We start from the raw sequence: 17,138 nt of genomic DNA, 5'->3' as shown, positions 1-17,138 counted from the left end.
CCTGAATAAAAACAATAATGCGTCAACATAACGGGCTTTTGTTAAAAATTCATTAACTTTTGTTCACCCATTTTCAGTCGCTTACGCTTAACCGCAAGAACCGCTATTGCCGAGGATGCCTGTCTGGACTAAGCCTGGTAAGGAAAATATGTCGTACCGCCTAATCCTGACAGGAGAAAACCATGAGTAAAATTGGCATTAACGGTTTTGGTCGTATCGGCCGTCTGGTATTGCGTCGGCTACTGGAAGTCAAAAGCAACGTGGAGGTTGTGGCCATTAATGACCTCACCTCGCCCAAAATTCTCGCCTATCTGTTAAAGCACGATTCAAACTACGGCCCGTTTCCCTGGAGCATCGACTTTACCGAAGACGCGCTGATTGTCGACGGTAAAAAAATCGCGGTTTACGCAGAAAAAGAGGCCAAAAATATCCCGTGGAAAACCACTGGCGCTGAGATAATCATCGAATGCACCGGTTTTTATACCTCGACAGAAAAAGCCAACGCGCACCTGGATGCAGGTGCCAAAAAAGTGCTGATATCCGCCCCGGCTGGCGACATGAAGACCATTGTCTTTAACGTCAACGACGACACAATGGATGCGAACGATCGGATTATCTCGGTCGCATCGTGCACCACCAACTGCCTGGCACCGATGGCGAAAGCGCTGCACGATAGCTTCGGTATTCAGCTTGGCACTATGACCACCATCCACGCCTACACGGGAACGCAGTCGCTGGTTGATGGTCCACGCGGGAAAGATCTGCGCGCCTCGCGGGCAGCAGCAGAGAACATCATTCCCCATACCACTGGTGCCGCCAAGGCCATTGGTCTGGTTATTCCGGCGTTGAGCGGAAAATTAAAAGGCCATGCCCAGCGTGTTCCGGTGAAAACAGGATCTGTCACGGAACTGGTATCGATATTGGGGAAAAAAGTCACTGCTGAAGAGGTCAACAACGCGCTGAAAAAAGCCACGCAAAATAATGAGTCGTTTGGTTATACCGACGAGGAAATCGTCTCGTCAGATGTCATTGGCTCGCATTTCGGTTCGGTATTTGATGCAACACAAACCGAGATTACCGAAGTGGGCGATCTGCAACTGGTAAAAACCGTCGCCTGGTACGATAACGAATACGGTTTTGTCACCCAGCTTATTCGTACGCTGGATAAATTTATCAAGCTCTAATGTTCTGGCGGAGGCCTGCCTCCGCCCTCTTTCATTTCCCGCGAATTCAATACGTTGTGAGTCTCTCCCCGTTTTCAATTCACTGACTGTGCTATAGCTAACCTTTGCCACTGAGGGAGCATAGTAATGGAAGCACTGAGTCGTGAAACGTTAGAAAACATGATGGAGCAAGCCGTTGCCCACGCAACCACCGTCTCATTCTGGCCGCAGAGTGAAGCCCCCGGAGCAAAAAACAGCGATGCGGTCTTTACGCCAGAACCCCGACATACAGGAACATCTCAGTATGATCGTGCTGTCACCGGTATTCGCGCCCCGGAAATTACCGTTTATGCCCCCGAAAAACCTAACGGCGTAGGGATCCTTGTTACACCGGGAGGTTCTTACCGTCGCGTGGTGATGGATAAAGAAGGCAGCGTACTGGCACCATTCTTTAACGCCCGCGGTTATACCCTGTTTGTGATGACCTACCGCATGCCAGGTGATGGCCATGAGGAAGGTGCAAACGCGCCGCTGGCCGATGCCCAGCGCGCCATGCGCTACATTCGCGCCAACGCCCATGAATGGAAAATTAACCCTGATCGTATCGGTGTGTTGGGCTTCTCTTCCGGTGGTCACGTAGCCGCCAGTCTGGGAACCCGGTTTGCCGAACCGGTTTATACACCGATTGATAGCATAGACGAGCAACCAACGCGTCCTGCGTTCATGGCGTTGGTCTACCCGGTGATTACTCTGCGTGAAGACATCGGCCACCCGGGCTCTCGTCTTGAGCTGGTTGGCGCTACGCCCGAAAAGGAAGATCTGCGCCACTATTCTCTGGAAGAGCGAGTGGATAACACGACACCGCCGACATTCCTGCTACACGCCATCGACGATCCGGCGGTGAAAGTAGAAAACAGCCTGGTTTTCTTTAATTCGCTACGTGGGCTGGGCGTTCCGGTCGAAATGCATCTGTTTGAACGCGGTAAGCACGGATTTGGTATTCGCGATGCGCAAGGGTTACCGCTGGCCATCTGGCCGGAAATGATGATGAACTGGATCGCCACCAAAGTGTGAGAATTGCGCCGGGTGGCGTACAGGCTCACCCGGCGAAAAACTTAAGACTGCAAATACACTACCTGTGTTTGCAGGTATTCATTCAGACCGTGTTTACCATCTGCCCCGCCAATCCCGGACTTGCGCCAGCCAGCGTGGAAGCCCTGCATCGCCTCGAAGTTTTCGCGATTAATATAGGTTTCGCCAAACTTCAGCCCCTTAATCGCCTTCATTGCCGTATTCAGATTCTGCGTATAGATCGATGAGGTCAGTCCGTAGTCGCTGTCATTGGCCATTGTCAGCGCCTGTTCCAGCGTATCAAATGCCACCACCGGCAGCACCGGACCAAACGTCTCCTCGTGCATAATCGCCATATCCTGGCGCACGTCTAACAGTAATGTCGGCGGATAGTAATAACCTTTACCAGCAACGGCTTTACCACCCAGCACCACACGGGCGCCTTCCTGAACCGCTCGCTCGACTTTTTGCTCTACACGCGCCAGCGCAGCGGCATTAATCAGCGGCCCCATCGCAATGTCATTGCGTTCGGCCGGATTGCCAAACTGCACGGCTTTCATCGCCTCACCCAGACGATTAACGAACTGGTCATAGATACCTTTCTGAACGTATACGCGCTCGGCACAGTTGCATACCTGTCCGGTATTGATCACCCGCGAGTCAACAATAGCCTTCACCGCCAGCTCAAGGTCAGCATCGTCCATCACGATAGCCGGGGCCTTGCCACCCAACTCCAGACAAACTTTGGTGATGTTTTTGGCCGCTGCGGCCATAATTTTCTCACCCGCACCGACGCTACCGGTCATGCTCACCATGGCGACCTTCGGGTTTCCGGCCAGCTCCTGCCCGACCGTTTCACCGCGTCCCAGCACCAGGTTAAAGGCTCCGCGCGGTAAACCAATGTCATCAACAATTTTGGCAAAGGCGATGGCGTTATTCGGTGTGAATTCACTCGGCTTAATGACGATGGTATTTCCTGTCAGCAAGGCGGGGGCCAGTTTGCGGGCAATCAGGAAAAACGGGAAGTTCCACGGCAGAATGCCCGTCGTCACGCCCAGTGCACGCTTAAACAGCAATATATTCTCACCTGGGCGATCGCTTTGCAGGATCTCGCCTTCATAGCGACGCGCCCACTCCGCCATGTAATCGATATAGTCAGCGGTAAACGCGACTTCAACGTCAGCCAGTTGTTGAATTTTTCCACCTTCCGCCACAATCAACGCGCTGATTTCATCGGCTCGCTGGCGGATACCTGTAGAAATTTTGCGTAACCAGTTTGCCCGTTCAATGGCAGGCAACGCTTCCCATTGCGGCTGAGCGCGATCCGCGGCATCGATCGCTTTACGCGCATCTTCGGCACGCCCATCGGGAATACGCGAGATAATCTCTTCCGTGGCCGGATTGACGACATCAATCCAGGCGTCATCGTGCCAGGTCACAAACTGCCCATCGATATACATAGGATGTTGTACGGGTACTGACATGCGGCTCTCCTGTGATTGATTTGTTTTTAACAAGTAAAACTATTGTTAATTAATATCAATCATGCATGACGCATTATCGCTGGAGTGGCGGTTCTGTGAACTGCTTCATAAAAGCGTCTGGAAAAGTAAGAATAAAGAGAAAAACCAGGTGGGCTTTCTGCCCGTTTGCCGTAAAACGCCGACAAACGGGCAGCAAGAATTACAGAGAACGGCTCTCCAGTAAGTCGGTCAGCGCGGTATCATTTTTTAGCTGCTGCCAGGCTTGCTCGACGTCCTGGGGTATATCAACATGTACGATAAAATCGTGTCCACAGGGCCCGTAGCCGGTTGCATCATCACGCAGGCGCGGAAGTTCACCGGTAATGAGAGAAAGGTAGCGTTCTACCGACCACAGACCTTCTGCGGCAGGCACAAAATCCACGCCGTTGTGCTGTTGAGACAGTTCAGGGATGAAACCAGGGAAACTCAACCAGCGCGGCGCATGCGGCTCATCGCGGGTGACGCGCTGAAACGTGGCCATTGTGCGGCGTTGCATAGTGGGATCCTGCACCACTATGACGGTATGAATACTTTCTGCCGCCTGATTCAGTAATGCACAGCTAAACCGGGCATTCTCACCGCAGTTTGTCGACTGATCTTCCACCCAAATTTTCTCACCCGGAATTTGCCAGAACTGGTGAGCAATATCGGCAAGGATCGCCGCTTCCGCGCGTCCGGTAGTACGAATGATGTTATAACGCGGATGCTGGGCAATCGCATCATACAGAAAGCGCGTGGAATGACCGATACCACCGCTAATCAGCAAGGGAACCTGTTGCTCTTTCGCGATCCGACAGGCGGCGTCGATGGTAGGAATAACCGCGTTTCCTGCCAGAATCACGCAATCTGACTGAACGGTGATATTCCCCGTAAAATCATTCTGCGCCAGCCATCGCCCTACGGTATTGATAGCCGCAAGGGTGGTTGCGGAAAGTGTCGGAAGCTGACTCATATTGATGACTCCTGGTGTTTATTCGTCGCAGAATACGGCACTCTATCACAATGGCCAGGTGAGAGCGCTGAAAGACGAAAAGGGAGCCAAGTAGGGCAAGATTACGAAACCCCGCGCCCCACAAGGACTGACGCGAGGTACTCTCTGTCCATCGTCGCTCTTCTCAGCCCTGCTTTGAATTCCTTATTTTCTGTCAAAATATTTACCGCAATATGTCTTATACCAGAAAATATGACCACATATTACTCACAGCATCCCAGCCTGCACCTCAAGGGCGACTGGCTGAAAGAGGCAGGATTTGAGACCGGACGCGGCGTGACGGTGAAAATTTCAGACGGATGTATTGTGCTGATGGCGGATAATAACGAGGTGCAGGAGTTGCGCGAGCAGCTTTATCAGGCTAAACAGGTGGTTAGGGGAATTAAGAACGGGATGTTTAGTGTGCTGAACGAGGGCTAAATAATAAAAAAGCCGGGAAGATTTAATATCTCCCGGCTCTGATGAAATCACCCATTTTTTCTTGCGTAAAAGAAATTTTCCTCATAAGAGTAAATAATTTTATCTCTATTTGGAATTAAAATAATACACGTTTCATCGCTAGGATAGAAAAAATCATCCCATGCTTTTATAAGGACATCTGATGGAATAATAGCACAATCGTTTCTCCCCCAGAAGAAGAATAATATTGATACATCATTTAATTTATCAGAGAAAAATATTGCTGACTCCTTCACTTCATCGAAGTCCAATTCTCTTTTTTCTAAGAGGGACATAAATGAGTAATCAATATCCATTAACTTTTTAAACGGAAAAAATAAATCCCAGAGATTTTCAGATTCAACCTCACCAAGAAAAACTACCTTCCTTTTATCTTCTGAAGTGAGCCTACAATCCTCAGAGTTCAGACGCCAGGCCATCGGATAGAGAGCCTCATCAAAAATGATATCATTAATCATAAAAGATATGTCCTTTTCCGCTGCCTGGAGCCTTTTTACCCGCACTATAATCAGACCATTTCACATGTGGTAAATTATTTTCTGGTGCATTTGCTGTATGCGATTCATTAGGATGATGCTCATATCCGGCCTTGTTTCGATAATTCTTTGACCCTGTATATTGACCATACTCTGGTATTTTTGGATTAGCATCTTTCAATAATTTTTCTGCGGCATTTCTATCAGCAACCCTAAAATTAGGTTTGCCACTGCCATTATTCCTCATCGTATCAACAGCCAGTTTCCATTCTTTAGTGCCGGGTTTTATTACAGGCAGATTTGAAGCATCACCGACTTCATTACCAGTAAGTCCACATTTTAATAATCCAAGCGGATCGATCCAGCTCAGCGGATTAGGCGCGTAACTATAGAGATTTATCCCCCCCGCCAGCCCTATCGGGTCCGGCGTAATAAACCGTCCCATATCCGGCGCATAATACCTGAATGTATTATAGTGAAGTCCCGTTTCCCTGTCCAGATACTGACCCGCGAACCGCAGGTTTTCTTCCGGCGCACCACCCCATATCTTCCGCCACCTGCTTCCCTCTTCATCCGCGTATTCCGACCGCGTTTCTCCCCACGTCTCCACATCCTGACGCCAGTGCAGTTTCCCGTCCTCATCCGTCAGCGCCTGCGGCATACCGTTATGGCTGCAGCGGTAGTAGTCCACACGCTGTTTGTCGCCGGTACCGTAAATCCTCGCCAGCGGCGTGTAACTCCCCGCCCCTTCGTACACGTACACCAGCGACTGTCCGTTGCGGGTCTCCGCCAGTAGCCGGAACCCTTCCCACACAAAGGTTGTCACCTCCTGCGCCCCGGTGACACGCCCGTCATCCGGCGCAGATACCGTCACCTCGCTGCGCTTTTCTGTTCGCCGCCCAAACGGGTCGTAGGTAAAAATCACCCGGTGTCGCGTATTTCCGGCCCCGGTTACGTCCGGCGTGTCCAGCACCGCTTCCGTCATCCGGTGTTCACTGTCATAACCGTAGCGCCACAGGCCACCCGGGCCCGGTTTCTGCACCATCCGGCCGTAAACATCATACCTGCACGCACCATTACCGCACTGCGTCTGCCGGTTATGTGTCAGCGACTGCCCTGCCTGCGGGGCAGTCAGCAGGTTACCTGCCGCATCGTACGTATGATGCGTCACCCCACGAAAACTGGTGTCGTGGCGACAGACGTGGTCACCGTCATCGTAATGGTAGCCCTGATAGCGGTAGTCGCTGATTTGCGTTTCACTCAGCAGGTTGTGACGGCTGTCGTACTGCCAGTGCCACGCCTCCACCGGCCGCATCCCGTTCTCTTTGCGGTAGATTTCCCGGCGCGCCTGCCGCCCCAGTCGATCATAACGCGTACGTGTCGTCAGGCCGCCCTGCGTTCGACTGATTTCCCGGTGCAGGTTGTCACGGGTAAATTCCGTAATCAGCCGCTCATCCAGGCTGATACTCAGCGCATGACCGCTGCCGTAATACAGCGTCTTCAGGCTGCGACCATCCGGCAGCTGAACGGATGTCCGGTTACCCAGTTCATCCAGGCTGTAGCTCACCCGGCCAGAGTCGTTCTCCTCCTCCGTCAGCCGGCCGAGCAGGTCATGCTCCAGCAGCACGCGCTGTGCAGGACTCTCTGCTCCCGGCGGATAAAACAGCGCCGCCTGCAGAGTCCCTCCCGTCGTGTACCGGTAGACCGTGTGCCCGTCCGGCGTTTGCTTATCGGTCACTTCCCCGGCTGCGTTATACTGCCAGCGGTGCGTCAGCGCATCCGGCGTGCCGGCCGCCCAGGTTTTACTGACCACCCGGTCACAGACATCGTATTCGTAGCGGGTGATAACACCATCCAGACCCCGCTCTTCCGTCAGATGCCCATTTATGCCGTGGATAAACCGGTACAGCTCACCACTTTCGTTATACAAACGCGTCAGCCGGTTGCGCGCGTCATATTCACGCCGCACGGTATGGCCCAGCGGGTCAGTCACCACGCTCACCCGACCACAGGCATCATACTGCCAGCGCACCGGATTATTGTGTCCCACCCGGTAGCTTTCCGGCAGCCCCTGTGCCGTCCAGGACAGGCTGGCCGTCCAGTCCTCGGCACCGGAAACCGTTTTTAGCCTGCCTGCCGGGCTGTAAACATAGCGGGTACTCTCCCCGGCCGCATCCACCTCTTCGGCCAGCCGGTAAGCCGCATCGTACCGGTACTGCGTTGTTTTCCCGGAACAGTCCTGAACGCTGATAAGCTGCCCACGCTCATTACAGCTAAAGCGTTGTACGCCGCCCTTTTCATCTGTGAATTCGACGACCTGGCCCCATTCATCACGACGGTAATAACAGCACAGCCCGAGTGCATTGATTTCTGCACGCAGACCAAAGTTCGCATCATAAAAATACTGGTGTACGCTTCCCTCCGGCCCGCTGGCCTGAACAGGCAGCGCCCGGTCTTCAAGCCAGCGTGTACAAACGGCCCGGCCCAGCGGGTCGGTCTCCAGAATCATGTTTCCCGCATTATCATAGTGATATGCTCTGCTGGCACCCAACGGGTCGACGGTACGCGAAAGCTGCCCGTCCTCGTTCCACTCATAGCCCCATACCTGCCCGGATTCATCGGTGTACTTCTCCACCAGATAGCGATGATCCCATTCATGCCGGTGCGTTTCGCCACCGCCATGGGTGACGATGGTCACGCCCTGTGTCAGGTCATAACCAATCGTGGCGCTGTCACCTCCGCTGGACTCATAGGCCACCACCCGCCAGCCGTCGCTGAACTTTTTCCATTGATAGCGGTGACGGGCCCCGCCGGGCATCCGGTGCCCTGCCATCAGGGCGTCCGGGGTGTAATCAAATTCACGCAGGCAGACATCATCCGCATCGGTCACACGGCACAGTTCCCCCTGCGGGGTGTAGTCGTAGGACATCAGTAGCCGATGAACCGGCTCGCCACCGGGGGTGTCCGGGGTGAGCATATGCTCAGTGATCCGGGTCGGACGCTGCGGGGAGTGTAAGTCCTGATAATGCAGCACCACCCGCAGGCTTTCCTGGGTATCAGTAATCGCATGCAGGCGATCCTGTTCGTCATAATGGAGCCGCAAGCCATTGCCATAATTATCCGACAGCAGGTGCAGGCGCAGTTGCGAGGGCGCTGACGGGTGCGGAAGATAGAGCCGCCAGGTGGCGCCGTCCAGATCACCAATCACCACCATGCCCTGTTCGCTCTGCGCAAATAACAGTCCTTCATCGGGACTGAATCCTGCCTCACCCGGCGGGGGACAGACAAAACGGAGTTCGCGTCCCCCTTCATCATGGAAGCAGGTGTATTCCTCCTCCCTGACCACGCGGGTTTCAAATGCGGTGCGCCAGCCGCGACCAAAGAGCCCTTCATGCGGGTTACGGCTGTTGTAGATGCGCTGCCAGATGAGAGGGAAACGGGCCGGGAGCTCAAAATCACAGTCCTCTTCCCCGCTCAGAACCTTCGCGCCCGTCGCGGCATGTACCGGATTCCACAGTGCCCGCACAGATTCGCCAATCTTACTGGCAAGCATTGCCGCCGCCATCCCCATTATCATGCAGGGAAGCTGTTTCAGTAGCTTAGTGGGGCGGCACGTCAGGACGGAAAGCGCGAGCAGCGCGGTTTCCACGCCGGGTGATTTGCCGCTATGAATAGGGCGAACCACAACCGGTTTCCCCCCGATGATGACGTTGGGAGAGACCACCGTGGAAACGGTGCCGCCGCAGGTTGTCCGGTCTCCGGTGCGGACGGCAGGCAGACCATTGATACTGACCTGAGAGGAGCCTTCGGCCATAAACTGTATGGGGTTCGGTGGGTGTTTTTCGCATAGCACCACATCGTGCTCAGCTTCCACCACCCCGCCTGACGGCCCGGCCACGACAGGGTTAATCAACTCACCCAGCAGTTCGCTGCCATAGCTGAACAGTGCAGACACCCCGTTCAGCACTTTCATCCCTGTGGACATCCGGGCGTCCTCTTCTTCCCGCCGCGTCTTCTCTTCCGCCTCCATTTTTTCCCGCGTGGCATTTTCGGCGGCGGTCATCAGACGCCCCGCAGCTCTGGCGGCAGGCAGACCATTGGTCTGCACATTTAAAGAGCCTGTCGCAATTTTCCCCTGCGGTGACGGGGGGAGATAAAGTTTGCCGCGCCCTGAGCAATATCGCCGACAACCTCAGCGGCCCCCGATAACGAAACGGTCAGCCCTCCGACAATACCCGCGGCTGTACAGGTTGTTGCGGCGGCTGACGCTGCCGCAACCGTCGCAGCTGACACGCCTGCAGCAGTTGCCGCCGCGGCGGCAAGAGGGGCAGCAGCGGCAACCACGACGGCCCCAACAGCAACGCAAATAGCCGCTTCAAAAACCCCTCCCAGTATATCGGCCAGAATACTGGTATGAATGATGTCGTCGCCCAGACGGGCTGCGTTCGGATTGCTCATGGCAAAACGTCCTCTGTCTGATCTCAGTCCCTGTCCAGTGTATTTTTAACCTGCAGCCAGAACCGTTCGTCCTCTTCGCTGAAGGTATTCAGTGCGGTGCAGGTCAGCATCAGCAGCCACCGTTCTGGCATCAGTACGGCCAGCTGGCGCTGGCAACAAAAATAAGGTTCACGAAGATATGTAGCCGTCGTTTCCCGGGCGGGACAGTCAGGCAATAAAGGCAGCGTTAATACGACAGGCGGCGTCTGTTGAAAGTTATTGATCTGCGCCGCCACCTGCGCCCACTGAAATGTCAGTTCATCATCAAACGTTCTGTCTTCGGGGATAACTGCACGGGTGATCACCAGTGAAGTGTGAGTACGGGTATTGCGAATAACCTGCATCGTGCAGTCAAGCCAGTCTTCTCCGGTCAGCGCCAGATGGCCTTCATTCATGCGGTAAATGGCGTTCATTTTCCGCCCCCCGTCTCTTCGGGGAATAATCCCTGTATAATGCTGGTTAAGTCTTTTTTATGGTTTTTACCGACAACGCCAATAGCCGGGGCGGGCTCTTCCGGATTCAGGCCCAGCATAGCTGTGCCTGTCGTAATGAGACTGTTACCCTCAGCCACGATGTTAAACGCCTTGCCCTTAAGGTTAATCACACCCCCGGCATGCAACTCCAGTGCGCTCTCCCCACATTCCAGCCGGATCATGGAACCTGAGCCGATGACCACGTTTCCCGCGCTTTGCATTATCCTGTCGCCGCCGTTAAAACAGGTCACATCGGTTTTGACATTCACTTCCTGAAACTGCCGAATATTGAGCAGCTGGTGCCCATCAATTTTGACATCTTCGTTGGCGGTCACGACTTTCAGCCGGTTATTGCCCACTACCAGACTCTGGTTACGAATGATCGCCGTACCCTGATCGTTGAGTACCGTCGTCTTCATGTCCTTCTGCGCATGCATCGACAACAGTTCCTGACCTGTTTTATCCTCGAACATCAGCTCGTTATACCCGCTCCCCTTGTACGTCTTCGACCGTATCGTCATCTGCGTCTTCGTCCCCGGCAGCCCCCCCGGCGGCGGGTTATCCGCATGGTACGTCCGTCCCATGATTATCGGCTGGTCAGGGTCCCCGTTCAGGAAGTCCACTATCACCTCCTGTCCCACCCGCGGTATCGCCAGGTTGCCGAACCCCGGTCCCGCCCACGCCTGTACCACCCGTATCCAGCACGAGCTGTCCTGGTTCGCCGGGTTATACCGGTCCCAGTTAAACTTCACCCGCACCCGGCCATGCTCGTCGCAGAAAATTTCCTCCCCCTCCGGGCCGGTGACAGTGGCTGACTGCGGGCCGTCCACTGACGGCTTTTCCATTGGCCGGGGTCGCCACGTCCTGTCCGCCGGCATCACCGTAAAATCATTCTCAAGGGTGGTCCCTGAGCCGGAACGCCCCGCCACCGCCTGCGGCTGTTTCCCCTGCAAATCGCTGCTCACCACCTGCCATTCCCGGTTCAGGCCCGCCTGCGGATGTTCCGTCAGCTGAATGCGCCGTCCCGGCCATATTGCCGGAGAACGACTTTTTCCCTGCGCCTCTTCGGCATTATTGCGCCAGCCCTCCACCTGCCAGCGGGCGAAGTTCTGCCCGTGGCCGTCCTTGAAGCGCCCCGGATAATCAAACACTTCATACTGTGTACGCTGGTAATCCAGATTCTGCCCCTGCTGCTCAAAGCGCCCCGCCCAGCCGGGGCGTTTAAAGGTGTAGTCCTTGCCGATGACAGAAGACGGGCGTATCTGCGCGCTGTGGCGGAACTGGCTGATGCACGGCGTACTCACTTCGGTCCGGGTATTCGGGTTCCACGGGATGTCAAACGCCTCCGGCAGAAAGCGCACCGTGTCGCACAGCACCAGACTCTGGTCGTCGCTGTCAGGCGAGTGCTCTTCGTAGAAGAACAGCCCTTCCTCCGCCGCCATCCGCGCCAGAAAGTCATAATCCGTTTCACCGTACTGCACGCAGAATTCCCGCGCCGGATGCGCCTCACTGAACAGCGGACTCCAGTCCGTCACCCCGTTTTCCTGCAATATCGTTCCCAGAATGCTTTTAATGTCCTCATTCTGAAAAATACGGGAGTTCTGCCGCAGGGAGGCTCGCCACACCGGTGGCCGGACAATCATGCTGTACAGCATCTGATGTCCGTCGTTTTCCCCCTGCTCAAACCAGGTCACAATACCGTTCACCCGGCGCTGTATCTCCGTGCCCTGCCAGATTTTAAGATGGGCTGTTTTTTCCAGTACCTGAGAGAAATCAATGCTGAGAAGCTGCCGGCTGACCAGCGAAATATTGAGGGTGAACAACGAGGAAAGGGACTGCTCCAGGTGAAAGGACGCCACGGCCAGCGCATCCGGTGGCAGGCCGTCCACCTCCAGTGTGAAACGTAATCCTGTAGACATAAAGAAACTCCTGGGATAAAGCAGTAAACACACTCATATCGAAAGCTATTGTGAGTGATTTTTATTTACTATTTCGAGTGTTAACCTTTTTATATGCAACCCGAATAAATTCATCATGAGAATATTTAAAAAACAACTTAATGAATTATTAAAAAACATATAAATTACGTTACATAATGACGTTGAGTATAATTATAAAAAATAATCTTTTCATTCACTAAATAAATGAAATCATTGCAATACAGACTTTTAAAAATCGGATTCACAGAACAAAAGGAAACAATATTAAGTATATAAATAAATGCCATCTATATATACAATGCTACCGCCACACCATGATTATCTATCTGCACCCTGGCAGCATACTCTTATTATATTTTATTCAACATACTTCGTATTATTTTCAGAATTCATAAATAAACCCGGCGCTTATGCTAACCGGGTTTATTAAAGAGCAAGAAAATGTATAACGTAGTCAGCCGCTAATCTGCTCCATCGCCTGCAGAATACGTTTATCGGAGATCGGATACGGCGTACCAAGCTGCTGGGCAAAATAGCTGACGCGCAGCTCTTCTATCATCCAGCGGATCTCTTTGACATCGGCATCTTGACGGCGCGCGGGAGGCAGTTTATTGAACCACTGCTGCCAGGCCTGCTGCACACTGTCCACTTTCAGCATCTGTGCACGGTCACGGTGCGGATCGATAGCCAGTTTTTCCAGACGTTTTTCAATAGCCTGCAAATAACGCAACGTATCGCCCAAGCGTTTGAAACCATTGCCGGTAACAAACCCGCGATACACCAGTCCGCCCATTTGCGATTTGATATCCGCGAGACCCAGAGCCATGGTCATATCCACGCGCCCTTTCAGACGTTTATTGATATTAAACACTGCGGTCAGGATCTGTTCGACCTGCTTCGCAATCTCCACCACCGTATCGTTCAGTTCAGCCCGCACTTTCTCATGCAGCGCGGTAAAGCCTTCTTCAGTCCACACCGGGCCACCGTTGGCGTCAATTAACTGATCCACACCGCAGGAGATACAGTCGTCAATCAAATCCAGAACTTTACCGTATGGGTTAAAGTACAGCCCCAGCTTGGCTTTATTGGGCAGCTTCTCATGCAAATATTTGATTGGCGAAGGAATATTCAGCAGCAACAGGCGGCGTAAACCGCACCACATCGCCTGCTGTTGTTCCAACGGATTATCAAACAGTTTGATGGCAACGCTGTCACGCTCATCGACCAGCGCCGGCCACGCTTTCACCTTATAGTTACCGCGTTTTTGTTCGTAACTTTCCGGAAGTTGACCGAAGCTCCAGATGTGCAACCCACTCTGTTCGATGCCGTCATCAGCCACCGCAGACAATGTTTCCTGAACTTTACCCTTCAGCGCATCCTTCAAATCTTGCAGCGAACGTCCTTCCTGTAGCTTCTTATTTTTATCATCCACCACCCGGAAGGTGATTTTTAGGTGATCGGGCACCTGATCCCAGTGCCAGTCTTCACGGTCAACGGTAACGCCGGTCATGCGGCGCAGTTCACGCTCCAGCGAGTCCAGCAGCGGCAGTTCCAGCGGTGTGACGCGGCCTAAAAACGCTTCCGCATAGTTCGGCGCGGGCACAAAGTTGCGTCGTACCGGTTTTGGCAACGACTTAATCAGGGCGATCACCAGTTCGCGGCGCAGCCCCGGGATTTGCCATTCAAAACCGCTCTCTTCGATCTGATTAAGCAGCGGGAGTGGAATATGTACGGTCACACCGTCCGCATCGGCTCCAGGTTCGAACTGGTAGCTCAGGCGCAGCTTAAGGTTACCCTGATGCCAGAAGTTCGGATAATCCAGCTTACTGATTTTCTCCGCGCCCTCTTTGATGAGCATGCTCTTTTCAAAGTTGAGCAGATCCGGCGTTTCACGGCTGACCTTTTTCCACCAGCTATCAAAGTGACGAGCAGAAACCACGTCATGGCTGATGCGTTGGTCGTAAAACTCAAACAGCGTCTCATCATCGACCAGAATGTCGCGACGGCGTGATTTGTGCTCTAACTCTTCCACTTCAGCCCGTAACTTCAGATTGTCACGGAAAAACGCATGGCGCGTTTGCCAGTCGCCTTCCACCAGCGCATGACGAATGAACAGTTCACGCGACAACGCGGGATCGATCTGGCTGTAATTTACCTTACGGGCCGCAACAATCGGTAAGCCGTAGACAGTGACTTTTTCTGTCGCCATCACAGCACCCTGCGCGCGTTCCCAGTGCGGTTCACTGTATGAACGTTTGATCAGATGCTGGGCTACCGGTTCCACCCATTCGGGATCGATACGCGCGGCAATACGTCCCCACAGGCGGCTGGTTTCCACCAGCTCCGCGACCATCGTCCACTTCGGCGGTTTTTTGAATAAACCTGAACCCGGGAAGATCGAGAAGCGAGCGTTACGCGCCCCGGTAAACTCCTGTTTATCGGTATCTTTCATCCCGATGTGCGACAGTAAACCGGTCAGCAACGCGACGTGGATCTCCCGATATTCAGCAGGTTCGCTGTTGACCGGAATACCCAACTCTTTCACCACCTGGCGCAGTTGCGTGTAGATATCCTGCCACTCACGCACGCGCAGGTAGTTCAGAAAATCAAGTTTGCACTGGCGACGGAACTGGTTTGACGACAGCGCTTTTTGCTGCTCGCCGAGATAGTTCCACAGGTTCACAAATGCAAGAAAATCAGACTCTTTGTCGTGGAAACGGCGATGCTTCTCATCGGATGCCTGCTGCTTGTCCATTGGACGCTCGCGCGGATCCTGAATGGACAGTGCCGAGGTGATGATCATCGCTTCGCGGACACAACCATGTTTTTGTGCTTCCAGCACCATTCGCGCCAGCCGTGGGTCCACCGGAAGTTGCGACAGCTGACGGCCCAACGGCGTTAACTTGTATGCGGTTGCCTGTTCGTCGGTGGTTATCGCCCCCAACTCTTCGAGCAGGCGCACCCCGTCCTGAATATTGCGCTTATCCGGCGCTTCAACAAACGGGAACGCCGCGATATCGCCCAGCCCCAGCGCGGTCATCTGCAAAATAACGGATGCCAGGTTGGTACGCAGGATCTCCGGATCGGTAAACTCCGGACGCGACAGGAAATCGTCTTCGGAATACAGACGAATACAGATCCCTTCCGAAACACGACCGCAGCGGCCTTTACGCTGGTTAGCAGAGGCCTGCGACACCGGTTCAATCGGCAAGCGCTGAACTTTGGTGCGGTAACTGTAACGGCTGATACGCGCGGTGCCCGGGTCAATTACGTATTTGATTCCCGGAACGGTCAGCGACGTTTCCGCCACGTTGGTCGCCAGCACGATACGGCGACCGCTGTGCGACTGGAACACGCGGTTCTGTTCGCTGTTTGAAAGACGCGCATACAGCGGTAGCACTTCGGTATGGCGCAAATCCAGCTTATTCAGCGCATCGGCGGTATCGCGAATTTCACGTTCGCCGCTCATGAAGATCAGAATGTCGCCTGGCCCTTCACGCCCCAGTTCATCTACGGCATCAAAAATTGCCTGCAGCTGGTCACGCTCAGTGTCATCTGCATCTTCAACAATTGGACGATAGCGCACTTCCACCGGATACGTTCGGCCGGAGACTTCGATAATCGGCGCATTGTTGAAATGCTTAGAAAAGCGTTCCGGGTCAATGGTCGCCGAAGTGATGATAATCTTTAGATCCGGACGACGCGGCAGAAGTTCTTTCAGATAGCCGAGCAGAAAATCGATATTCAGACTGCGTTCATGCGCTTCATCGATGATGATGGTGTCGTACTGCATTAGCAGCCGATCCTGTTGGATTTCTGCCAGCAGGATACCGTCCGTCATCAGCTTGACCATGGTGTTATCACTGACATGATCGCTGAAACGAACCTTATAACCGATACAGCCGCCCGGCTCGGTCTGCAGCTCTTCCGCAATACGGTTCGCCACGGTGCGCGCCGCCAGACGACGCGGCTGGGTATGGCCGATCAGCCCTTTTACCCCGCGCCCCAGTTCCATACATATTTTGGGTAACTGGGTGGTTTTCCCCGAACCGGTCTCACCGGCGACAATCACCACCTGATGGTCGCGGATTGCCTCCAGAATATCCTGTTTTTTCTGGCTGACGGGCAGGTTTTCCGGGTAGCGGATTTCCGGACGCGCAGCTTCACGCAGCACAACTTTACCGGCTGCCAGCTCAATCTCTTTCGCCATCTCCTGGTAAATGGCCTGTTGTGCATCAGGATTTTTAACCTTCTTCACACCATGCAGGCGGCGGGCAAAACGCTGTCTGTCACGCAGCATCAGTGAGTCCAGCTGTTGCTGCAACATGTTGAAGGTTAATTTTTGTTGTTCTGTCATAGCGTTAAAAGGCAGTGCTCTGCCGGGTTAAATCTCTTTTAGATGATGGGTATAGAGTACCACATCGGCGCTTTTCATGTGTTGTTCAATAATTTCGAACATAGGATTCGATATATTGCGCTATCACTGCGACAGGATTGTGAATAAAGTGTCAACAAGCAACGGGGCACCACCCCTTCAAACACATA

The 17,138-nt window shown here is 53.6% G+C and carries 11 protein-coding genes and 1 pseudogene; 3 read left to right on the top strand and 9 right to left on the bottom strand.

All coding sequences use genetic code 11. The features are described from left to right. Window positions 1–182: 182 nt before the first annotated feature. A complete protein-coding gene (gap, locus tag SK35_RS12170) occupies window positions 183–1,184 on the top strand; it encodes a type I glyceraldehyde-3-phosphate dehydrogenase (protein WP_008784871.1) in 1,002 nt (333 codons plus the stop codon). Window positions 1,185–1,310: 126 nt separating this feature from the next. After that, window positions 1,311–2,237, top strand: a complete 927-nt coding sequence (locus SK35_RS12165) for an alpha/beta hydrolase (protein WP_048214132.1) — start codon at window positions 1,311–1,313, stop codon at window positions 2,235–2,237. Window positions 2,238–2,278: 41 nt separating this feature from the next. Here the strand turns inward: SK35_RS12165 and aldA are convergent, their stop codons facing one another. The 3 genes and pseudogenes from aldA to SK35_RS12150 form a co-directional block, all read right to left on the bottom strand. Then, window positions 2,279–3,718: an aldehyde dehydrogenase gene (gene aldA, locus SK35_RS12160; protein ID WP_048214131.1), complete on the bottom strand. Its 1,440-nt coding sequence runs from the start codon at window positions 3,716–3,718 to the stop codon at window positions 2,279–2,281. Window positions 3,719–3,917: 199 nt separating this feature from the next. After that, window positions 3,918–4,715 carry a YdcF family protein gene (locus SK35_RS12155; RefSeq protein ID WP_187426986.1) on the bottom strand — a complete coding sequence of 266 codons (798 nt, stop codon included), beginning with the start codon at window positions 4,713–4,715 and terminating at the stop codon, window positions 3,918–3,920. A 95-nt stretch (window positions 4,716–4,810) separates the two neighbouring features. Further along, a pseudogene (locus SK35_RS12150) lies at window positions 4,811–4,942 on the bottom strand (ISAs1 family transposase); the annotation flags it as partial. Between SK35_RS12150 and SK35_RS12145 the strand changes: the two are divergent. Beyond that, window positions 4,941–5,168: a SymE family type I addiction module toxin gene (locus tag SK35_RS12145; RefSeq protein ID WP_020996383.1), complete on the top strand. Its 228-nt coding sequence runs from the start codon at window positions 4,941–4,943 to the stop codon at window positions 5,166–5,168. The pseudogene SK35_RS12150 and the gene SK35_RS12145 overlap by 2 nt on opposite strands. Window positions 5,169–5,215: 47 nt before the next feature. Here SK35_RS12145 and SK35_RS12140 read toward each other — a convergent pair whose 3' ends face one another. The 6 genes from SK35_RS12140 to hrpA form a co-directional block, all read right to left on the bottom strand. Further along, on the bottom strand, window positions 5,216–5,665 hold the full coding sequence (locus tag SK35_RS12140) for a hypothetical protein (protein WP_020996382.1): 450 nt from the start codon (window positions 5,663–5,665) through the stop codon (window positions 5,216–5,218). After that, complete coding sequence (locus SK35_RS12135) at window positions 5,658–9,791, bottom strand: RHS repeat-associated core domain-containing protein (RefSeq protein WP_187426955.1); 4,134 nt, start codon at window positions 9,789–9,791, stop codon at window positions 5,658–5,660. Before SK35_RS12135 ends, SK35_RS12140 begins: the two co-directional genes overlap by 8 nt. 2 nt (window positions 9,792–9,793) lie before the next feature. Then, window positions 9,794–10,141 (bottom strand): hypothetical protein, encoded by a 348-nt coding sequence (locus SK35_RS12130; protein WP_053071032.1) that lies wholly within the window; start codon window positions 10,139–10,141, stop codon window positions 9,794–9,796. Window positions 10,142–10,164: 23 nt separating this feature from the next. Continuing rightward, window positions 10,165–10,593, bottom strand: coding sequence for a DcrB-related protein (locus tag SK35_RS12125; RefSeq protein ID WP_187426954.1), 429 nt, complete (start codon window positions 10,591–10,593; stop codon window positions 10,165–10,167). Continuing rightward, the gene (locus tag SK35_RS12120) at window positions 10,590–12,572 is read right to left on the bottom strand and encodes a type VI secretion system Vgr family protein (RefSeq protein WP_082193807.1); all 1,983 of its coding nucleotides are present in this window, start codon (window positions 12,570–12,572) and stop codon (window positions 10,590–10,592) included. Before SK35_RS12120 ends, SK35_RS12125 begins: the two co-directional genes overlap by 4 nt. Before the next feature lie 475 nt (window positions 12,573–13,047). Beyond that, window positions 13,048–16,950 (bottom strand): ATP-dependent RNA helicase HrpA, encoded by a 3,903-nt coding sequence (hrpA, locus tag SK35_RS12115; RefSeq protein ID WP_032943558.1) that lies wholly within the window; start codon window positions 16,948–16,950, stop codon window positions 13,048–13,050. Between the last annotated feature and the right edge of the window lie 188 nt (window positions 16,951–17,138).

The organism is Citrobacter sp. MGH105 (assembly GCF_001037485.2).
GTDB classification, from domain to species: domain Bacteria; phylum Pseudomonadota; class Gammaproteobacteria; order Enterobacterales; family Enterobacteriaceae; genus Citrobacter; species Citrobacter portucalensis.
This window is presented reverse-complemented; position numbering and strand designations above follow the sequence as displayed.